The sequence below is a fragment of the Gulosibacter massiliensis genome (genome assembly GCF_900626105.1).
Lineage (GTDB): Bacteria > Actinomycetota > Actinomycetes > Actinomycetales > Microbacteriaceae > Gulosibacter > Gulosibacter sediminis.
Map to the genome: position 1 here is coordinate 432,167 of NZ_UYZX01000001.1, position 17,059 is coordinate 449,225.

Consider the following 17,059-nt stretch of genomic DNA (forward strand, 5'->3'; position numbering starts at 1 on the left):
CGCTCCCGTCGCCGACTACTTGCGCTTACCGCGGACGATCTGCTCCTGGTTCACGTCCTCGGCTTCCGCAGCGTCGAATTCTTCGCGACCGGGCTTGCCGATGCCCCTGCCGTCGGAGCTACGGAAGCTCGCGGTGAAGTCGTCGATGCCCTTGTCCATGGCCGCAATGGTCTCATCCTCAAGCTTGCCCGAGGCGCGCAGACGGTCGAGCACGTCGGTGTTGCGCTTGAGGTAGTCGAGCAGTTCCTGCTCGAAGCGCAGCACGTCCGAGACCTCAACCTTGTCGAGCTTGCCGTTGGTGCCGGCCCAGATCGAAACGACCTGCTCTTCGATCGGGTACGGGCTGTACTGGCCCTGGCGGAGGAGCTCAGTGAGGCGCGCACCGCGGTCGAGCTGACGCTTGGTCGTGTCGTCGAGGTCGGATGCGAACATCGAGAACGCCGCGAGGTCGCGGTACTGCGCAAGGTCGATCTTCAGCGTGCCCGAAACCTTCTTGATGTGCTTGCGCTGGGCCGCACCACCAACTCGAGAAACCGACACACCGACGTCGACCGCCGGGCGCTGGTTCGCGAGGAAGAGGTCGGACTGCAGGAAGATCTGGCCGTCGGTGATCGAGATGACGTTGGTGGGGATGTACGCACCGACGTCGTTCGCCTTGGTCTCGATGATCGGAAGACCGGTCATCGACCCCGCACCGAGCGCATCCGAGAGCTTCGCGCAACGCTCGAGGAGGCGCGAGTGCAGGTAGAAGACGTCACCCGGGTACGCCTCGCGGCCCGGCGGGCGACGCAGCAGCAGCGACACGGCGCGGTAGGCCTCGGCCTGCTTCGACAGGTCGTCGAACACGATGAGCACGTGCTTGCCGCCGTACATCCAGTGCTGGCCGATGGCCGAGCCGGTGTATGCCGAGAGGTACTTGAAGCCGGCCGGGTCGGATGCGGGCGACGCGACGATAGTCGTGTACTCGAGGGCGCCGGCCTCTTCGAGCGCGCCGCGCACCGAAGCAATGGTCGAGCCCTTCTGTCCGATGGCGACGTAGATGCAGCGAACCTGCTTCGAGGGGTCACCGGTCTCCCAGTTCGCCTTCTGGTTGATGATCGCGTCGATCGCAATGGCGGTCTTACCCGTCTGGCGGTCGCCAATGATCAGCTGGCGCTGGCCACGGCCGATCGGGATCATCGCGTCAATCGACTTGATGCCGGTCTCGAGCGGCTCTTCAACCGACTGGCGGGCCATAACGCCGGGAGCCTGGAGCTCGAGGGCTCGACGGCCCTCGATACCGGTGATCTCGCCGAGGCCGTCCATCGGTGCGCCGAGCGGGTCGACAACGCGGCCGAGGTAGCCCTCGCCGACCGGAACCGAGAGGACCTCGCCGGTTCGGGTGACTTCCATGCCCTCGACGATGCCGCCGAACGGGCCGAGCACAATGGCACCGATCTGGTCTTCTTCAAGGTTCTGCGCGAGGCCGAGGGTGCCGTCGGCGAAGCGGAGCAGCTCGTTGGCCATGGTCGAGGGCAGGCCCTCGATGCGGGCAATACCGTCGGCCGCCGAGATGACGGTTCCGACCTCGGTAGCCTCGGCGCCCTGGGGACGGTAGGAGTTCGCAAAGTCGCTGAGCGCGCTGCGGATCTCCTCCGGGTTAATCGTAAGTTCTGACATGTTCTTCCCTTGTCGTTGGGGCGTCGCCCCGCGTTCGATGCGCTGCTAGGCGAGCTGCAGGCGAAGATTCTTCAGGCGTGCTGCGGCGGTGTCGTCGATGACTTCGTCACCGAATTCCACACGCATACCGCCCACTACCGAGGGGTCGATGACCTGGTTGACGGCCACATCGTGGCCGAAGCGTTTCGTGAGCGCGACGCGAAGGCGATCCAGCTGTGCCTCGGGCAGGGCCCGGGCGACCGTAACAATCGCGACCTGCCGACCAGCCTGGTCCGCCACGCTCTCGCGCGCGGTCGCGGCAAGGCGACGGATGCGCTGTGAGCTCGGGAGGGTCAGCAACGATCGCAGAACGTCGAGGGTCTCGGCGCTCAAGCTGCGGGCGAACAGTCGTTCGAGCAGGGTGACCTTGCTCTGACCATCCGCGAGGCGGGAGCCGAATGCGAGTTCGAGTTCACCGTTCGACGAGATGGTCTCGAGGAACTGGTCGAGCTCGGCGCCGATGCGCTCGTGTGCACCGCTTACCTGGGCGACGGCGCGGATGCCGGCGTCCTGGATGGCCTGCACGAGCTGCTGCTCCGACTGCCACTTCTGGCTGACCGCAGCGTCGAGCACGTTGCTCGCGCCGATGCCGATGCGCTCGCCAAACACGCGTCGTGCCAGCGCGCGCTTGGCCGACGCGTCAGCACTACGGTCAACCAGCGCCACGGCCAGCTGCTTGTTCGACGCGAGCGTTTCCGCCACGTCGAACAGCTTGCGCGCCGAGTCAGCGTCCGCAGCGGTGAGCGTGTCGACCTCGCGCTTGACGGCTTCGAGGGCGTGCTTGGTTGCAGTGCGCATCAGCGGTTCGTCTCAGCCTTCTCGTCGAGGTCAGTGAGGAAGCGGTCGACGTACGCTGCGGAGCGCTGGTCGTCCGAGAGGTTCTCTCCAACGACGCGCGAAGCGAGGTCGATCGCGAGGGTGCCGACTTCCTGGCGCAGCGAAACGATGGCCGACTGGCGCTCCGCTTCGATCTGCTCCTTCGCCGACTTCGTCATGCGGTCGAGCTCGTTCTGAGTCTCCTGCTTCTTCTCAGCCTTGATCGATTCGCCTTCGGCGCGTGCCTTTTCGCGAATCTCTGCGGCCTCGGTGCGGGCGTCAGCCAGCAGCTTCTCGTACTCGTCGCGACGAGCGTCAGCCTCAGCCTGAACGGCGGCGGCCTTTTCGATGCCGCCTTCGATCTTGGCGGCCCGCTCCTCGAGCATCTGGTTGAGCTGCGGAAGGACGAACTTCCAGAAGAACAGCAGGAGCACCACGAGCACGACAAGCGACCAGATGATGTCGTAGCTGGCGGGAAGCAGCAGGCTGGGGTCCCAGCCGAACGAGTTCCCGTCACCGACCTGCGCGAGGGCGGGTCCGTAGTTCATGATGCCCATTTGGAAGTGCCTTAGTTACCGAAGATGAACGGGGTTGCGATGCCGATGAAGGCGAGCACCTCGGTGAATGCGATACCGAGGAACATGGTGGTCTGCAGGCGACCGGCCATCTCAGGCTGGCGAGCCATAGCCTCAACGGTCTTGCCGGCGACGATACCGATACCGATACCAGGGCCGATTGCTGCGAGGCCGTAGCCAACGGTCGCAATGTTGCCCGAAATCTCGGCGAGCGTGGTGTTGTCCACAGGGGTTTCCTTCCGGTTGGAAAATCGCGCCAGGGTGGAGCGATCAGTCGGTGTTCAGTTGAGATTCATTGGGGAATCGTTCGCGCGGTGCGCTAGCCGAGTGGCTAGTGCTCCTTGGCGACCGACAGCTGGATGTAGCTCGTGGTGAGCAGAGCGAACACGTACGCCTGCAGCACGGCAACGAGGAGCTCGACGAGCGTCATGAAGAAGCCGCCAAACAGTGTGAGGATGCCCATGGTGCTCCAGACGTTCAGCATGCCGAAGAAGAACGCGGTCGCCGAGAAGCAGAGCACGAGCAGCAAGTGGCCGACCATGAGGTTGAGCATGAGTCGCAGCGCGAGCGAAAGCGGACGCACCACGAAGGTGTTCACGAGCTCGATCGGTGTGAGCAGAATGTAGAGCGGCCACGGCACACCCGACGGGAAGAGCGCGTTCTTGAAGAACGTGCCCGCGCCAGCTTCGCGGATACCCGCGTAGATGAAGGCCACGTACGTGCAAATCGCGAGTACCAGCGGCATGCCCATCAGCGCGTTACCCGAAATGTTGAGCAGCGGGATCACGCCGGTGATGTTCATAAACAGCACACCGAAGAACACCGTGAGGACGTACGGCAGGTACTTTTTGCCGATGCGCTCGCCGAGCATGTCGAACACGACACCGTCGCGGATCATGCCGACGCCCATTTCGACAAGCGACTGCAACTTCGTCGGCACGATCTTCGGCCGGCGGAGGGCGATCCAGAACAGCAGCAGGAGAATTGCGACCGCAATCAGACGAACGAGGATGACCCGGTTGATCTCGAACGGAGTCCCGTCAAACAGAAGCGCCGGAGGAAAGAGCTCCTCATCGATGTTCGGCGCGTGGAATCCTCCGTCACCGGAGGTGAACGAGAATCCCGTCATCAGATTCAAGGCCGAAGCGTACAGAGGGGTCTCCTGTCTCGTTGCACGACTCAAGAATCGCGATCGTGCGGCGGTTGACGGCTATGTCTTCGACGCTGTGCCAGGTGAACGGCCACTGACGTTTTTCGACTTAATTACTGTAGCAACAATTCACAGCCCACACACTCACGCCGGGGCGGTTGACGGAAATAAATCTACGACTTGTCGTCATTTTCACCCGGCAGCGCGACGTCGCTGACATACGGCTGTCGGCTGCGCTGCACCACGATGATGTCGATCGCGAGTTGACCCACCATCGCGGCCATCATCGTCGACCAGAGCATCCAGTCATGGGTGAAGTCGAAGGCCTTCACGATCGCGAGCACACCGAGGAAGGCGATGAATTTGAGGATCCACATGCCGAGAATCACGGCGATGAAGAACATCGGGTCGAACCGCGCGGCGAGGATGATCGACAACACCGTAAGCCCAGTGAACAGGAGCGTCACGCCGGCGGCCACGAGCGCCGACCAGACGCCGGGCCAGTCCGCGACAAAGTAGCCGATCACTCCCCCGATGACAGCGATCGCCAGGGTCAGCAGCAGCGACCACTTCAGCACACGTCGCATTACGGGCACGCTGGTGGGGGTGTTCGTGGAGGAGGTCATGAGTTTCCTTTGTCGTCGCTCGGCAAGGAGCGGGTGGGGATGAGACCGCGGAGGCGCTCTGTCAGCGCGACGGGAGCCGGATCAGCCGCCCGGTCACGATCGGACTGCGTGCCGCCAAGTTCGTCGAGCGGATCGTGGGCGTCGTCGTCGAGTTCGAGCGAGCGCTGTGCCTCGACCTCGAGTCGTTTGCGCAGCGACATCGGCGAAATCGTGAGGATGCTGCACACGATCATGCCGAGCACGAGGAACACGCCAGAAATCCAGATCGGCTGCACGAGGAACGCGAGCAGGGCCGCGACACCCACCACGGTGGCCCAGGCGTAGAAAATCAGCACGGCGCGACGCTGCGTGTGCCCCATGTCGAGGAGTCGATGGTGCAGGTGTTTGCGGTCTGCCGTGAACGGCGACTTGCCGGCGCTAAGCCGGCGCACCACCGCGAGGATGAAATCGACAAGCGGCACCACGAGCACCGCAAATGGCAGCAGTAGCGGGAGGAAGGCGGGCATGAGCGCATCACGGCTGATGAGGCTCGGGTCGATCTCGCCGGTGACGGCGATCGTCGACGCGGCCATGAGCAGGCCAACCAGCAGCGCGCCGCCGTCACCCATGAACATCTTCGACGGGTTCCAGTTCCAGGGCAGAAAGCCGACGCACACGCCGACCACGAGCGCCGACAACAGCGCCGCCAGGGTGAAACGGCTCGACGAGAGCGATTCGGTGAGGAAATAGCTGTAGAGCAGGAACACGCCGCCCGAAATGATCGCGACGCCGGCGACGAGTCCGTCGAGGCCATCGATGAAGTTGACCGCGTTCATGACGAGCACGACCGCGAGCACTGTCGCGAGCACCGACATCCACTGCGACGCCACCGTGACACCACCGATGGGCAGCGAGGTGATCGCGACACCCGAGAACGCGAGGATGAGCCCCGCGACGATCTGTGCCGCGAGCTTGATCATCCAGTCGAGATCGACGATGTCGTCGATCACGCCCACGATCACGATGAGGGTCGCGGCGCCGATCAAGCCCCAGAGTCTCGTCGGGTTCGCAAACACGAGTTGAAACCAGCTGATTTGCGTCGCAATCGCGATCGTCGCGAGGAACGCAAAGTACATCGCGACGCCGCCGAGTCGGGGCTTTGGGGTCGTGTGCACGTCACGTTCGCGCACGGCGGGGTACCAGCGATAGCGCATCGCCACGCGGTACACCAGCCAGGAGGCAAGGAAGGCCAGCACCGCGGCGATCAGGATGACCCTTGCGTAAAAGAGCACCTAGACGAGAGTCCCTCGATCTGGCTCAAGCTGGTCGCCGAGCACCTCCGCGATTTGCGTGCGTTTGAGCGCACCCGCTCGCACGATGCGGGCCGGCAGCGGGTCGCGCGCGGTGAGTCCCGTAGCGTCGACAATCGTCGAGGCGGCTCCGCCGACCTCGCCCGCGTCCAAGAAGATCTGCACATCGTCGCCGAGCTGGGCGACCGCATCCTGCACGTTGCCGGGCGCGGGCTCGCCGTGCTTGTTGGCCGATGAGACGGCGAGCGGCCCGGTCTCTTTGAGCAACTCGAGGGCGAACTCGTTGTTCGGGATGCGCAGGGCGACGGTGCCGTGCGTCTCACCGAGGTCCCACTGGAGGCTCGGCTGCGCCGGCAAGATTACGGTGAGGGGTCCCGGCCAATGCTGCTCGACGAGCGTGCGGATGACCTCGGGAACCTCGCGCGCCAACGCGTCGACCGCGGACGCGCTCGCCACAAGCACCGGCGGGGGCGAGGTGCGGTCGCGTCCCTTCGCCGCGAGCAGCTTTCCAATGGCGGACGCGTCGAAGGCGTTCGCGGCGATGCCGTAGACCGTGTCGGTCGGCATCACGATGACGTCACCGCGAGCGAGCGCGCCGCGGGCCTCGCGCATCCCGGCGAGGAGTTGCGGCGGCTGAGCGAGGTCATATACATCCGGCATAACGTCGCCCAGTCTAGTCGGGGCGACGTGCGAACGTATGGCGATCCCGCTCGGCGAGGTCTTGAATCGTGAACGAACCGACAAGACCCGCGTCGCCGAACAGCTGGCGTACCGATCCCCCTTGGTCTTCGGTGTGCTCCACGGCCACGAACCCGCCCGGCACGAGTCGCTCGGAGGCGACCTCCGCAATACGGCGAATCTCGTCGAGCCCGTCCGAGCCCGAGTAGAGGGCGGCCTCGGGGTCGAACAGTCGCACCTCGGGGTCGCGGGGGATCTCGCGCGCAGGAACATAGGGCGGATTCGAGACGAGCGCCGCGAACTCGCCGTCGATGCGGTCGATCGAGGCGCGCCAGTCGCCGAAGCGGGGCACAACCTCGGGTGCGAGTGCGTTGATGTTTCGGCGCAGCCAGGGCCAGGTATATGGAGAGGACTCGAAGGCAAACACGTCGCGCCCTGCCGCCCGGCGTGCCAGCGTGATCGCAATCGCGCCCGAACCTGAGCCGAGGTCGGCGATGTGGCCCGCGGGCGTGGCACTGAGTTCCTCGGTCACGCGTTCGACGAGCACCTCGGTCTCGGGCCGAGGCACGAACACCCCGGGCCCGACGGCGAGGTCCAACTCGAGAAAGGGCGCCGCACCCGCGAGATGCTGAAGCGGCTCGCGCCGGGCCCTCCGATCGGCGAGCGACAGGACGCGTTCCGCTTCGCTGACCTCGACCGTCTTACCGAGCAGCCGCGCGAGTTCGATGTCGCCGAGCGAACGCCCAAGGCCCACGGAGGCGAGCAATGCCGCATCCCGTGCCGTGAGCTGCGATCGCAGCAGCCGGCGGGTCACCATCGCGAGAAGTTGGTCCATGCGCACGCGTCAACTGTAGGCGGCGTACCAAGGTGACGGATCGTGACGCGCTTCCAGGCGTGGCTCACGGAGTGCTGATTGGATAACTGCCGTACGGTCCGCCGGGTTCGATCCCGGCTCCCACACTCTGAGAGGCAATCTTCACATGGCCAAGATCTACAACGACGTCACCGAAGTGATTGGCGGCACTCCCCTGGTGCGCCTCAACCGCATCAACGACTCCGACGCGAACGTCTACGCGAAGCTCGAGTTCAATAACCCGACCGCGAGCGTAAAGGACCGCCTCGGCTGGGGCATCGTCCGCGCAGCCGAGCGCAGCGGCGCGCTCCAGCCGGGCGGCACCATCATCGAGGGCACCTCGGGCAACACCGGCATCGCGCTTGCGGCGGTCGGCGCCGCGCGCGGCTACAAGGTCGTCATCGCGATGCCCGAAACAATGTCGCTTGAGCGCCGGCAGCTCATGCGTGCGTTCGGTGCCGAGCTCATCCTCACCCCCGGCCCTGAGGGCATGCGCGGCGCAGTTGCCAAGGCGCAGGAGTTACAGGAGAACACGCCGAACTCGATTCTCGCGAGCCAGTTCGAGAACGAGGCGAACGTCGAGATCCACCGTGAGACCACCGCGGAAGAGGTCTGGAACGACACCGACGGCGACATCGACATCTTCGTTGCCGGCATCGGCACCGGTGGCACTATCACCGGCGTTGGCCAGGTGCTCAAAGAGCGCAAGCCGGAGGTAAAGATCGTCGCCGTTGAGCCGAAGGACTCGCCGCTGCTCACCGAAGGCAAGGCCGGCCCCCACAAAATCCAGGGCCTCGGCGCCAACTTCATCCCCGAGATCCTCGACCAGTCCGTTATCGACGAGGTCATCGACACGACGCTCGAGGACTCGATCGCAACCTCGCGTGAACTCACGCGCTCAGAGGGCCTCTTCTCAGGCATCTCGTCGGGGGCGAACGTCTGGGCCGCACTCCAGGTCGCGCGCCGCCCCGAGAACGCGGGCAAGAACATCGTCGTGATCGTCTGCGACACGGGTGAGCGCTATCTCTCGAGTGTCCTCTTCGACGACCTCCGCGAGAGCAACTAACCAGTCACCGCATCGTGAACGGCGAGGTCGTGCGCAACTGCGCGCGCCCCGCCGCTTGCGTGCCCGACGGATGTGGAAAAATAGCAAGCATGGTTCGACTTCCCGGTGACGAGTTCTTCCGAGGTGTGCGCGAGGACATCACCGCCGCCCAACACGGCGACCCCGCGGCCCGCTCGCGCGCATCCGTTGCGACGATCTACTCGGGGCTGCACGCCGTCTGGGCGTATCGCATCGCGCATCGCTTCTGGGTCACCGGAACCCCGGGCAAGAAGTATTTCGCGCGGGCCATCTCGCAGTTCGCCCGCTTCGCGACGGGCATCGAGATTCACCCGGGGGCGACGATCGGGCACCGCCTATTTATTGACCACGGCATGGGCGTCGTGATCGGCGAGACCGCGGTCGTTGGCGACGACGTGAAGATCTACCACGGCGTCACGCTGGGCGGCGTGTCGAGCAAGCGCATCAAACGCCATCCGACCATCGGTGACCGGGTGATGATCGGCGCCGGTGCGAAGCTGCTCGGCCCGATCGAGATCGGTAGCGACACCAAGATTGGTGCCAACTCCGTCGTGACGCGTTCGGCGCAGCCGAGGTCGGTTCTCACCGGAATCCCCGCCCGCAACCGCCCGCAGTCACGAATCGCACTGCAAGAAGCCGGCGACTGGGTTATCTAGCGGTTACTCCCCGCCGAGCGCAGCAAGGCGCGCCTCTTCGTCGGCCGTGATGGCCGACTCGATGACCGGGCCAAGCGCCCCACTGAGCACCGCGTCCAAGTTGTACGACTTGTAACCGGTGCGGTGGTCCGCGATGCGGTTCTCGGGGAAGTTGTACGTGCGGATGCGCTCGGAGCGATCCATCGTACGAATCTGCGAGTGACGAGCATCCGCCTCGGCCGCGGCCTGCTCCTCCTGCTGGCGAGCGAGGAGGCGGGCCTGCAGCACGCGCATTGCGGCCGCGCGGTTCTGGATCTGCGACTTCTCGTTCTGCATCGACACGACGATTCCCGTGGGCACGTGCGTGATGCGCACCGCAGAGTCGGTCGTATTCACCGACTGGCCACCGGGGCCCGACGAACGATAGACGTCGATCTTGAGGTCGTTCTGGTCAATTTGCACCTCTTCGGGCTCATCTACCTCGGGGAAGACGAGCACACCGGTCGTCGAGGTGTGAATGCGCCCCTGTGATTCGGTCGCGGGAACGCGCTGCACGCGGTGCACGCCACCCTCATACTTGAGCGACGCCCACACGCCCTCGGCGGGGTCGTTCGACGACGACTTGATCGCCACCTGAACGTCCTTGTACCCGCCAAGGTCACTCGTGGTGGAGTCGAGTATCTCGACCTTCCAACCCCGTTGCTCGGCGTAGTGGCTGTACATGCGCAGGAGGTCGGCTGCGAACAGCGCCGATTCCTCGCCGCCCTCGCCGCCCTTGATCTCCATAATCACGTCGCGGCCGTCGTCGGGGTCACGAGGGATAAGCAGACGGCGCAGCTTCTCGGATTGCTCGGCAACGCGGGCGCGAGTCGTCTCGGCCTCCTCGGCGAACAGCTCGTCTTCCTTCGCGAGTTCGACCGCGGCCTCAAGGTCGCCCTCGAGCGCCGCGAGCTTGTCGTCGGCGGCGATGATCTGCGAGAGCTCCGCGTAGCGGCGGTTGACCTTCTTGGCGCGCGCCGGGTTCGAGTGCAGCTCCGGCTCAGCGAGCTGGTTCTGCAAATCGGTGTGCTCGGCGCGTAAGGTCGCAAGCGACTCCGCGAATTCGTCCCGGCGGCTCATCGGGCCGTCACCGGGCTGATCGGGTTGGCGCGCACCGACGCGAGGAATTCCTCGTTCGTCGTCGTCTGGCTGATGCGTTCGAGCACGGCCTCGAGCGACACCTGTGCGTCGCCGCCGAGGGCACGGCGAATCGCCCAAGTCGCCTCGAGCTCGTCAGCGTCGAGCAGCTGGTCCTCGTGCAGGGTTGAGGACTGCTGGATGTCGAGGGCCGGGAAGATGCGCTTGTTCGCGATCTCGCGCGACAGGCGAAGCTCCATGTTGCCGGTGCCGGCGAACTCCTCGAGGATCACCTCGTCGGTGCGCGAACCGGTCTCGACCATTGCCGTGGCGAGGATCGTGAGCGAGCCACCATTCTCGACGTTGCGGGCAGCGCCGAAGAAGCGCTTCGGCGGGTAGAGCGCGGATGCGTCAACGCCGCCGGCAATGATGCGGCCGGTTGCTGGCGCGGTCAGGTTGTAGGCGCGACCGAGCTGCGTGATCGAATCGAGCAGCACCACGACATCGAGCCCGAGTTCGACAAGACGCTTCGCGCGCTCGATCGCGAGCTCGGCGATCGTGGTGTGGTTCTCGGCCGGCATATCGAACGTCGACGAGATGACCTCGCCGTGAATCGTGCGCTCGAGGCGGGTGACCTCTTCGGGTCGCTCGTCGACGAGCACGAGCATGAGGTGTGTGTCGGGGCTGTTCTGGGCAATCGCGTTCGCGATGCGCTCAAGCATGATCGATTTGCCCGACTTCGGCGGGGCGACGATCAGCCCACGGGTACCCTTGCCGATCGGCGCAAACAGGTCGATCATGCGCTGCGCGGCGTGGCCGCCCGGGGTCTCGAGCGTGATCCGTTCCATCGGGTAGAGCGCGGTCAGCTTCTCGAATTCGGCGCGCTCGCGGGCCGGGTCGGGCTGCTCGCCGTTCACCGTGTCGATTTTGACGAGCGCGTTGTACTTCTGGCGCCCCGACTGGTACTCCCCCTCGCGCGGCTGACGGATCGCGCCAACGATGGCGTCGCCCTTGCGGAGGTTGTACTTCTTCACCTGGCCGAGCGAGACATAGACGTCGTTGCTGCCGGCAAGGTAGCCGCTCGTGCGTACGAAGGCGTAGTTGTCGAGCACGTCGAGGATGCCCGCGATCGGCAGCAGCACGTCGTCAGGTGCGATCTCTGGGTCGACATCATCGCGGTTGCGCTTGCGCTTGCGGTCGGCGTTCGTGCTGCCGCCCTGGTTGTTCTGGCCGGCCTGGTTGCTCTTCGCATTCTGGCCGGAGTCATTGTTGCCGGGCTGACGACCCGAGTCCTGCTTCGCGTCGTCGCCCTGCCGTCCGTTGCGATTGCGGTTGCGGTTGCGCTTGCGCCCGTGGCTCTCGTTCTGCTGCTCGTCGTCGGCCGAATCGGCCTCGTCCTCGCGCGCGGGCGGCAGGACGATGTCGTCCAGACTGAGCGGCGAGTCGCTCTTGGCGGCGCCGTCGTTGGCTTGTGCCTTGCGTGCGCTCTGCTTCGGCTCTACCTGCTGGGCCTCACCCGAGCTGCTCGCGCGGCGATTGCGCCGACCGCGGCCCTCAGCGGGCTTGGTCTGCTCGGCCGCGGCCGCGGCCGGCGCCGGCGACTTGGTGGTGGCGTCGGCCTCGGGTGCGTCCCCGGCGGACAGGCCGGACTCGGCCACTTCGGTGGACTCGGCCTCGGGTGCCTCGGGTGCCTCGGCGGCAGGAGCTTCGGCCTGAACAGCCTCGGGCTCGGCGTTCGCCTCGGTTGCCGGTGCCGCAGCGGCCTCGGCGGGCTGCGCCGGCGCGGCGGTCGCGCCCGCCTGCGCCTGCTGGATCGCGTCGATCAGCACGCTCTTGCGCATGCGTGCGGCGCCCTTGATTCCGTGCTGAGCCGCCAGGGCCTGCAGGTCGGCGACACGCATCTGTTCGAGCGAGCGCGACTCGTTCGGAGTCGTGGAATCGGTCATGAAGTTCTTTTCCTTGCGGTGACGCACCCCGCGCGTATGCGGGGCGCTGGGAAATCGACGCTGGCGAGAAACCTCACCGGTCGAGAGAAATGGCGAAGCGGGATGCCGATCGCGAGAAGTGCGACCGAGCTAACCGAGCGGCGCTGATGTCGCCTGGCCCGCAGCCGCACCAACTGTAGCACCCTGAACATCAACGGCGGTCATGAGCGCGCGCCATGTCGTGTCAGTGCGAGCGGCGGCAATTTCTGCTGCTCGCAGGCGTGCACCCGGGTCATCACAGAGCACGAGCACGCTTGGCCCGGCACCCGAGACTACCGCGGCCAGCCCCTGTTCGCGCAGCGCGTCGATGAGCGCCTTCGTCTTCGGCATCGCCGCGGCGCGGTACGTCTGGTGCAGGCGGTCCTCGGTGGCGTCGAAGAGCAGCTCGGGACTTTGAATCATCGCGGCGACCATGAGAGCCGAGCGCGAGAGGTTAAAAATCGCATCGGCGTGCGGCACGTGCTCGGGCTGAAGCGAGCGTGCGACCTTGGTCGACATCGTCTCGTCGGGCACCAGCACCAGCACTGAGACGCCGCGATGCACCGCGAGCTGCTTCGAATGCGCCTGCTCGTCGGCGTCCATCCAGGCAATCGTCAGCCCACCGAACAGGCAGGGAGCGACGTTGTCGGGGTGCCCCTCAAGGTCGGTCGCGAGCCAGAGCATTTCCTCGGCGGTCACGGTCCGCTGATCGGAGATCAGGCCGGATGCGGCGAGCACGCCCGAGACAATGGCCGCCCCCGAGGAACCGAGTCCGCGGCCGTGGGGAATCGAGTTCACCGCACGCAGTCGGATGCCCGGCATATCGAAGCCGAGCTTCTCGAACGTGTGCTGCATCGCGCGAATCACGAGGTGACGTTCGTCGCGAGGGACCGCATCCGCGCCGACGCCCGAGAGTTCAAACTCGTAGCGGCCGGGCGCGAGCGCCTCGACCTCAAGCTCGTCGTAGACCGCGAGGGCTAGGCCGAGGGTGTCAAAGCCCGGGCCAAGGTTGGCACTCGTGGCGGGAACTCGTACGTGGGCCCTCGCGCCCTCCGTCACGCGGCTCACTCGGCGCCTCCTTCGACGCGAAGGACACCGGCAATGCGCGTCACGACATCGAGCTCACCCAGCGACTCCACGAGCCGCTGCAGGGCGCCGTCGGTGGCGAGGTGCGTCACAATGACGATCGTCGCAGCGTGATCGTCTTCAGTGCGCGCCTGCTCGAGCGTCGACACCGAGACGTGGTGTTCAGCGAAAGTGCGTGCGACTTCGGCGAGCACGCCGGGCGCATCCGTCACGCCGAGGGCGATGTGGTAGCGCGTGCGGATCTCGCCCGAGTCGAGCACGGTGAGGTTCGCGTCCATCGACTCGCCGAGGCCGGGGCCCCCGAGCACGTGCCGGCGAGCGGCCGAGACGAGGTCACCCAGCACCGCGGATGCAGTCTGGATGCCGCCGGCGCCCGCACCGTAAAACATGAGCGGGCCGGCCGCCGCGGCCTCGACGAACACGGCGTTGTTGCCACCGTGCACCGAGGCGAGCGGGTGCGCCTCGGGAACGAGCGCGGGGTACACGCGGGCAGAAATCGCCTCGGCGCCGTCGGCACCGGGCACCCGCTCGCAGATCGCGAGCAACTTGACGACGAACCCGGCGCGCTTCGCATCCTCGATCTGTTCAATCGTGACCTGCGTGATGCCCTCGCGGTGCACCTGCTCGAGTGGCACCTCAGTGTGGAACGCGATCGACGCGAGAATCGCCGCCTTCTGCTGGGCGTCGTATCCCTCAATGTCGGCGGTCGGGTCGGCCTCGGCGTAGCCGAGCTCCGTCGCGATGCGCAGCGACTCCTCGAACGTGTCACCCTTCGAATACATGCGGTCGAGAATGTAGTTGGTCGTGCCGTTGACGATGCCGAGGATGCGCTCGATGCGGTCGCCCGCGAGGTTCTCGCGCAGCGGGCGGATGATCGGGATCGCGCCAGCGACGGCCGCCTCGTAGTGCAGCTGAGCACCCACACGTTCTGCGATGCCGAAGAGCTCGGGGCCGTGGCTAGCGAGCAGCGCCTTATTTGCGGTCACGACGTCGGCGCCGGACTCGAGCGCCTGGGTGATGAGCTCGCGTGCGGGCGAGATGCCTCCCATGAGCTCGATCACGAAGTCGGCCTGAAGAATGAGGTTCTCGGCGTCCGTGGTCAGCAGTTCGCGCGGGAGCTCAACGTCGCGCTTCGAATCAAGATTGCGCACGGCAATCCCGACGAGCTCGATTTTCGCGCCGGCACGGCGCGAAAACTCCTCGCCGTCCTCCAGCAGAAGTCGGGCCACCTGGCTCCCAACGGAACCGGCTCCGAGGAGCGCGACTTTCACGGTGCGCTGTTCGTTCACGAGCTCGCCTTTCCATTCCATGCGGCGTCGTAGGCCAGCAGGTCATCGATGGTCACACGCCGCACGAGAACTCGCGCGACTCCGTCGCGCACCGCGGCAATTGCCGGGCGCTCCAGATAGTTGTAGTTGCTCGCCATTGACCAGCCGTAGGCGCCGGTCGCGGGCACGGCGAGCAGATCCCCCGCGGTGACATCACCGGGAAGGTAATCATGGTTCACCACGATATCGCCGGACTCGCAGTGCTTGCCCACGACGCGCACGAGACGCGGTTGCGCGTCCGAAACCCGATTCGCGAGTCGCACGCAGTAGTCGGCACCGTAGAGGGCGGGGCGGATGTTGTCGCTCATGCCACCATCGACCGCGATGTACTCGCGCTCGCCGCCGGACTCCCCCGGCACCGTGACGATCTTCGTCGAACCGACGGTGTACAACGTCACGCCCGACGGACCCACGATGGACCTACCGGGTTCGAATACGAACCGGGGCAGGCTGCTCCCAGTCTCGTCGCAGACGCGCTCAACTTCGGCCGCAATCCCGCGGGCGAGCTCGCGCACGTCGGGCGCCTGGTCGCTCGGCAGGTAGTTGATGCCGAACCCGCCGCCGAGGTTCACCTCGGGCACCGGGCCGTCGGCGAGCAGCTGCGCGCGCAGGAGCATGAGCCGGCTGGCGGCGGCACCGAAGCCCTCGGACTCGTAAATCGACGAACCGATGTGCGAGTGCAGGCCGACGAGTTCGAGCGACTCGCTCGCGCGGATGCGCGTCACGGCGTCAATCGCCGCCTCGCGCGTCAGGCCAAACTTCTGGTCTTCGTGACTCGTCGCGAGGTAATCATGCGTCGAGGCGTGAATGCCGACGTTGATGCGCACCATGACGGGCTGGATGCGGCCCAACCGGGCTGCGACCTCGGCGAGCAGCGCAACCTCGCCCATCGAGTCGATGATGATGCAGCCGACGCCAGCGCCGACCGCGCGCTCGAGCTCGGCGCGCGACTTGTTGTTGCCGTGCATCCCGATCTTGGCCGGGTCGACGCCCGCCGCCAGCGCGACCTCGAGCTCGCCGCCGCTTGCGACGTCGAGGCCCAGACCGGCCTCGGCCATCCACCGAGCAATATCGATGGTCACCAGCGCCTTGCTCGCATAGTGGAGTTCGACCTCGGCGCCAATGGCGCCAAACGCGTCGGTGAATGCGCCGAGCGTGTGGGCGGCGCGACCCCGCGCATCCTGCTCGTCGATGACATAGAGCGGCGAGCCATGCGCCTCCAGCAGCTGGGCCGCGGAGACGCCGCCGAGTTCGAGCTCGCCAGAATCGGTGCGACGCGCTGTGACGGGCCAAACCCCGTCGTCAAGCGTTGCGGTGTCGCTGGGCAGCTCGAGCCAGTCGGGCGCGAGCGGTGCGTTCTCGGAGGCGTGCATCCTCGTCATCCTACTTGGGGGGCCAATGGTCAGGTGCAGCTGCCGAGCTCGGCGAACGCGGTGTCGTCGAGCGGAATGGCGCTCGTGCTGCGGAAGCTGATGTCGACGTGCTGTGCCGAGGGCTGCACGCTCGTGAGTTGCACCTCGGCAGGGAGGTGTTCGGCCAGGCACATTTCGAAGCTGAAGCGATCGGCATCGAGCTCGACCTGCGCCGAGCCGAGGCCCGAAGTGATCGAGACCTCCTCGGCCACGACGCGCAGGCGACCACCGCTGCGGGGTTCGAGATTGGCGACGACCGAGAGCCCGACTGTCTCGCCAAATACCTCGACCTCGGTGCCGTAGGAGATGCCGTCGTCGCGCAGTTCGATTGAGTGAATCTCGATGCCCGACTGCGCCGCCACCTCCTGCAGCAGTGCATTGAGTTCGTCTTCGTCGATGCCAATCGAGCCGTTCAGGCTGCCCACCGTGATCGGCGAGCCGAGCTTCACGTCGTGCGCGTCGACACTCGCGGCCCCGGTCACGTCGCCAAACGTCACGTCGTCGCTCGTTACGTGGATGCCCGAGAGCGAACCGCCAAGTAACTCGCACGTGATGCACGTGCCGGTCGCGGCCGCGCTGACGTCAGCCGAGAGCCCGTCGGGCAGTCGTTGCTCAACCTCCTGCGCCGTGATGCGGCCGACGAGCACCCGAGCGACGATCTCGACCACGACGAGCAGCACCACCACGGCGATCACGATGATCGCCGCGATGATGCCGGGTCGGGTGCGTCGACGCGCTGCTGCCATCGG

General features: G+C 65.9%; 17 protein-coding genes. 2 read left to right on the top strand and 15 right to left on the bottom strand.

Translation table 11 applies throughout. From position 1 onward, the window contains the following. Positions 1-15: 15 nt before the first annotated feature. The 9 genes from atpA to prmC form a co-directional block, all read right to left on the bottom strand. On the bottom strand, positions 16-1,659 hold the full coding sequence (gene atpA / locus EJL01_RS02110) for a F0F1 ATP synthase subunit alpha (protein ID WP_125106069.1): 1,644 nt from the start codon (positions 1,657-1,659) through the stop codon (positions 16-18). Between the two features lie 45 nt (positions 1,660-1,704). Beyond that, on the bottom strand, positions 1,705-2,496 hold the full coding sequence (locus tag EJL01_RS02115; protein ID WP_125106070.1) for a F0F1 ATP synthase subunit delta: 792 nt from the start codon (positions 2,494-2,496) through the stop codon (positions 1,705-1,707). Beyond that, on the bottom strand, positions 2,496-3,071 hold the full coding sequence (locus tag EJL01_RS02120; protein ID WP_193128256.1) for a F0F1 ATP synthase subunit B: 576 nt from the start codon (positions 3,069-3,071) through the stop codon (positions 2,496-2,498). Before EJL01_RS02120 ends, EJL01_RS02115 begins: the two co-directional genes overlap by 1 nt. Before the next feature lie 11 nt (positions 3,072-3,082). Beyond that, a complete protein-coding gene (atpE, locus tag EJL01_RS02125) occupies positions 3,083-3,316 on the bottom strand; it encodes an ATP synthase F0 subunit C (RefSeq protein WP_125106071.1) in 234 nt (77 codons plus the stop codon). Between the two features lie 104 nt (positions 3,317-3,420). Next, positions 3,421-4,218, bottom strand: a complete 798-nt coding sequence (gene atpB, locus EJL01_RS02130; protein WP_125107365.1) for a F0F1 ATP synthase subunit A — start codon at positions 4,216-4,218, stop codon at positions 3,421-3,423. Between the two features lie 194 nt (positions 4,219-4,412). Further along, positions 4,413-4,865: a Cg1360 family ATP-synthase-associated protein gene (locus EJL01_RS02135; protein ID WP_125106072.1), complete on the bottom strand. Its 453-nt coding sequence runs from the start codon at positions 4,863-4,865 to the stop codon at positions 4,413-4,415. Continuing rightward, positions 4,862-6,136, bottom strand: coding sequence for an MraY family glycosyltransferase (locus EJL01_RS02140; protein WP_125106073.1), 1,275 nt, complete (start codon positions 6,134-6,136; stop codon positions 4,862-4,864). The genes EJL01_RS02135 and EJL01_RS02140 overlap by 4 nt, the downstream gene beginning before the upstream one ends. Further along, positions 6,137-6,814, bottom strand: coding sequence for an L-threonylcarbamoyladenylate synthase (locus EJL01_RS02145; RefSeq protein ID WP_125106074.1), 678 nt, complete (start codon positions 6,812-6,814; stop codon positions 6,137-6,139). A gap of 13 nt (positions 6,815-6,827) precedes the next feature. Beyond that, complete coding sequence (gene prmC / locus EJL01_RS02150; protein WP_125106075.1) at positions 6,828-7,667, bottom strand: peptide chain release factor N(5)-glutamine methyltransferase; 840 nt, start codon at positions 7,665-7,667, stop codon at positions 6,828-6,830. Positions 7,668-7,812: 145 nt separating this feature from the next. Here prmC and cysK point away from each other — a divergent pair, with 145 nt between their 5' ends. Both cysK and cysE read left to right on the top strand, forming a co-directional pair. Further along, on the top strand, positions 7,813-8,751 hold the full coding sequence (gene cysK, locus EJL01_RS02155; protein ID WP_125106076.1) for a cysteine synthase A: 939 nt from the start codon (positions 7,813-7,815) through the stop codon (positions 8,749-8,751). 89 nt (positions 8,752-8,840) lie between these two features. Further along, entirely contained in the window at positions 8,841-9,425 is a 585-nt protein-coding gene (gene cysE / locus EJL01_RS02160) for a serine O-acetyltransferase (RefSeq protein ID WP_125106077.1), read from the top strand. Between the two features lie 3 nt (positions 9,426-9,428). Here cysE and prfA read toward each other — a convergent pair whose 3' ends face one another. From prfA to EJL01_RS02190, 6 genes are all read right to left on the bottom strand, one after another. Further along, complete coding sequence (gene prfA, locus EJL01_RS02165; RefSeq protein ID WP_125106078.1) at positions 9,429-10,523, bottom strand: peptide chain release factor 1; 1,095 nt, start codon at positions 10,521-10,523, stop codon at positions 9,429-9,431. Then, a complete protein-coding gene (gene rho / locus EJL01_RS02170; protein WP_125106079.1) occupies positions 10,520-12,466 on the bottom strand; it encodes a transcription termination factor Rho in 1,947 nt (648 codons plus the stop codon). The genes prfA and rho overlap by 4 nt, the downstream gene beginning before the upstream one ends. Before the next feature lie 129 nt (positions 12,467-12,595). After that, positions 12,596-13,552 (bottom strand): homoserine kinase, encoded by a 957-nt coding sequence (gene thrB, locus EJL01_RS02175; protein ID WP_125106080.1) that lies wholly within the window; start codon positions 13,550-13,552, stop codon positions 12,596-12,598. Further along, entirely contained in the window at positions 13,549-14,859 is a 1,311-nt protein-coding gene (locus EJL01_RS02180; protein ID WP_125106081.1) for a homoserine dehydrogenase, read from the bottom strand. Before EJL01_RS02180 ends, thrB begins: the two co-directional genes overlap by 4 nt. Then, entirely contained in the window at positions 14,856-16,271 is a 1,416-nt protein-coding gene (lysA, locus tag EJL01_RS02185; RefSeq protein ID WP_125106082.1) for a diaminopimelate decarboxylase, read from the bottom strand. Before lysA ends, EJL01_RS02180 begins: the two co-directional genes overlap by 4 nt. Positions 16,272-16,300: 29 nt before the next feature. After that, positions 16,301-17,056: an LmeA family phospholipid-binding protein gene (locus EJL01_RS02190; protein WP_125106083.1), complete on the bottom strand. Its 756-nt coding sequence runs from the start codon at positions 17,054-17,056 to the stop codon at positions 16,301-16,303. Positions 17,057-17,059 lie beyond the last annotated feature (3 nt).

What these genes read in the sequence shown, in the direction of transcription:
- lysA (WP_125106082.1), bottom strand. Translation starts at nt 16,271, where the DNA reads ATGCACGCCTCCGAGAACGCACCGCTCGCGCCCGACTGGCTCGAGCTG.
- EJL01_RS02135 (WP_125106072.1), bottom strand. Translation starts at nt 4,865, where the DNA reads ATGACCTCCTCCACGAACACCCCCACCAGCGTGCCCGTAATGCGACGT.
- cysE (WP_125106077.1), top strand. Translation starts at nt 8,841, where the DNA reads ATGGTTCGACTTCCCGGTGACGAGTTCTTCCGAGGTGTGCGCGAGGAC.
- atpB (WP_125107365.1), bottom strand. Translation starts at nt 4,218, where the DNA reads ATGACGGGATTCTCGTTCACCTCCGGTGACGGAGGATTCCACGCGCCG.
- prfA (WP_125106078.1), bottom strand. Translation starts at nt 10,523, where the DNA reads ATGAGCCGCCGGGACGAATTCGCGGAGTCGCTTGCGACCTTACGCGCC.
- cysK (WP_125106076.1), top strand. Translation starts at nt 7,813, where the DNA reads ATGGCCAAGATCTACAACGACGTCACCGAAGTGATTGGCGGCACTCCC.
- rho (WP_125106079.1), bottom strand. Translation starts at nt 12,466, where the DNA reads ATGACCGATTCCACGACTCCGAACGAGTCGCGCTCGCTCGAACAGATG.
- EJL01_RS02190 (WP_125106083.1), bottom strand. Translation starts at nt 17,056, where the DNA reads ATGGCAGCAGCGCGTCGACGCACCCGACCCGGCATCATCGCGGCGATC.
- atpA (WP_125106069.1), bottom strand. Translation starts at nt 1,659, where the DNA reads ATGTCAGAACTTACGATTAACCCGGAGGAGATCCGCAGCGCGCTCAGC.
- EJL01_RS02145 (WP_125106074.1), bottom strand. Translation starts at nt 6,814, where the DNA reads ATGCCGGATGTATATGACCTCGCTCAGCCGCCGCAACTCCTCGCCGGG.
- prmC (WP_125106075.1), bottom strand. Translation starts at nt 7,667, where the DNA reads ATGGACCAACTTCTCGCGATGGTGACCCGCCGGCTGCTGCGATCGCAG.
- EJL01_RS02120 (WP_193128256.1), bottom strand. Translation starts at nt 3,071, where the DNA reads ATGGGCATCATGAACTACGGACCCGCCCTCGCGCAGGTCGGTGACGGG.
- EJL01_RS02115 (WP_125106070.1), bottom strand. Translation starts at nt 2,496, where the DNA reads ATGCGCACTGCAACCAAGCACGCCCTCGAAGCCGTCAAGCGCGAGGTC.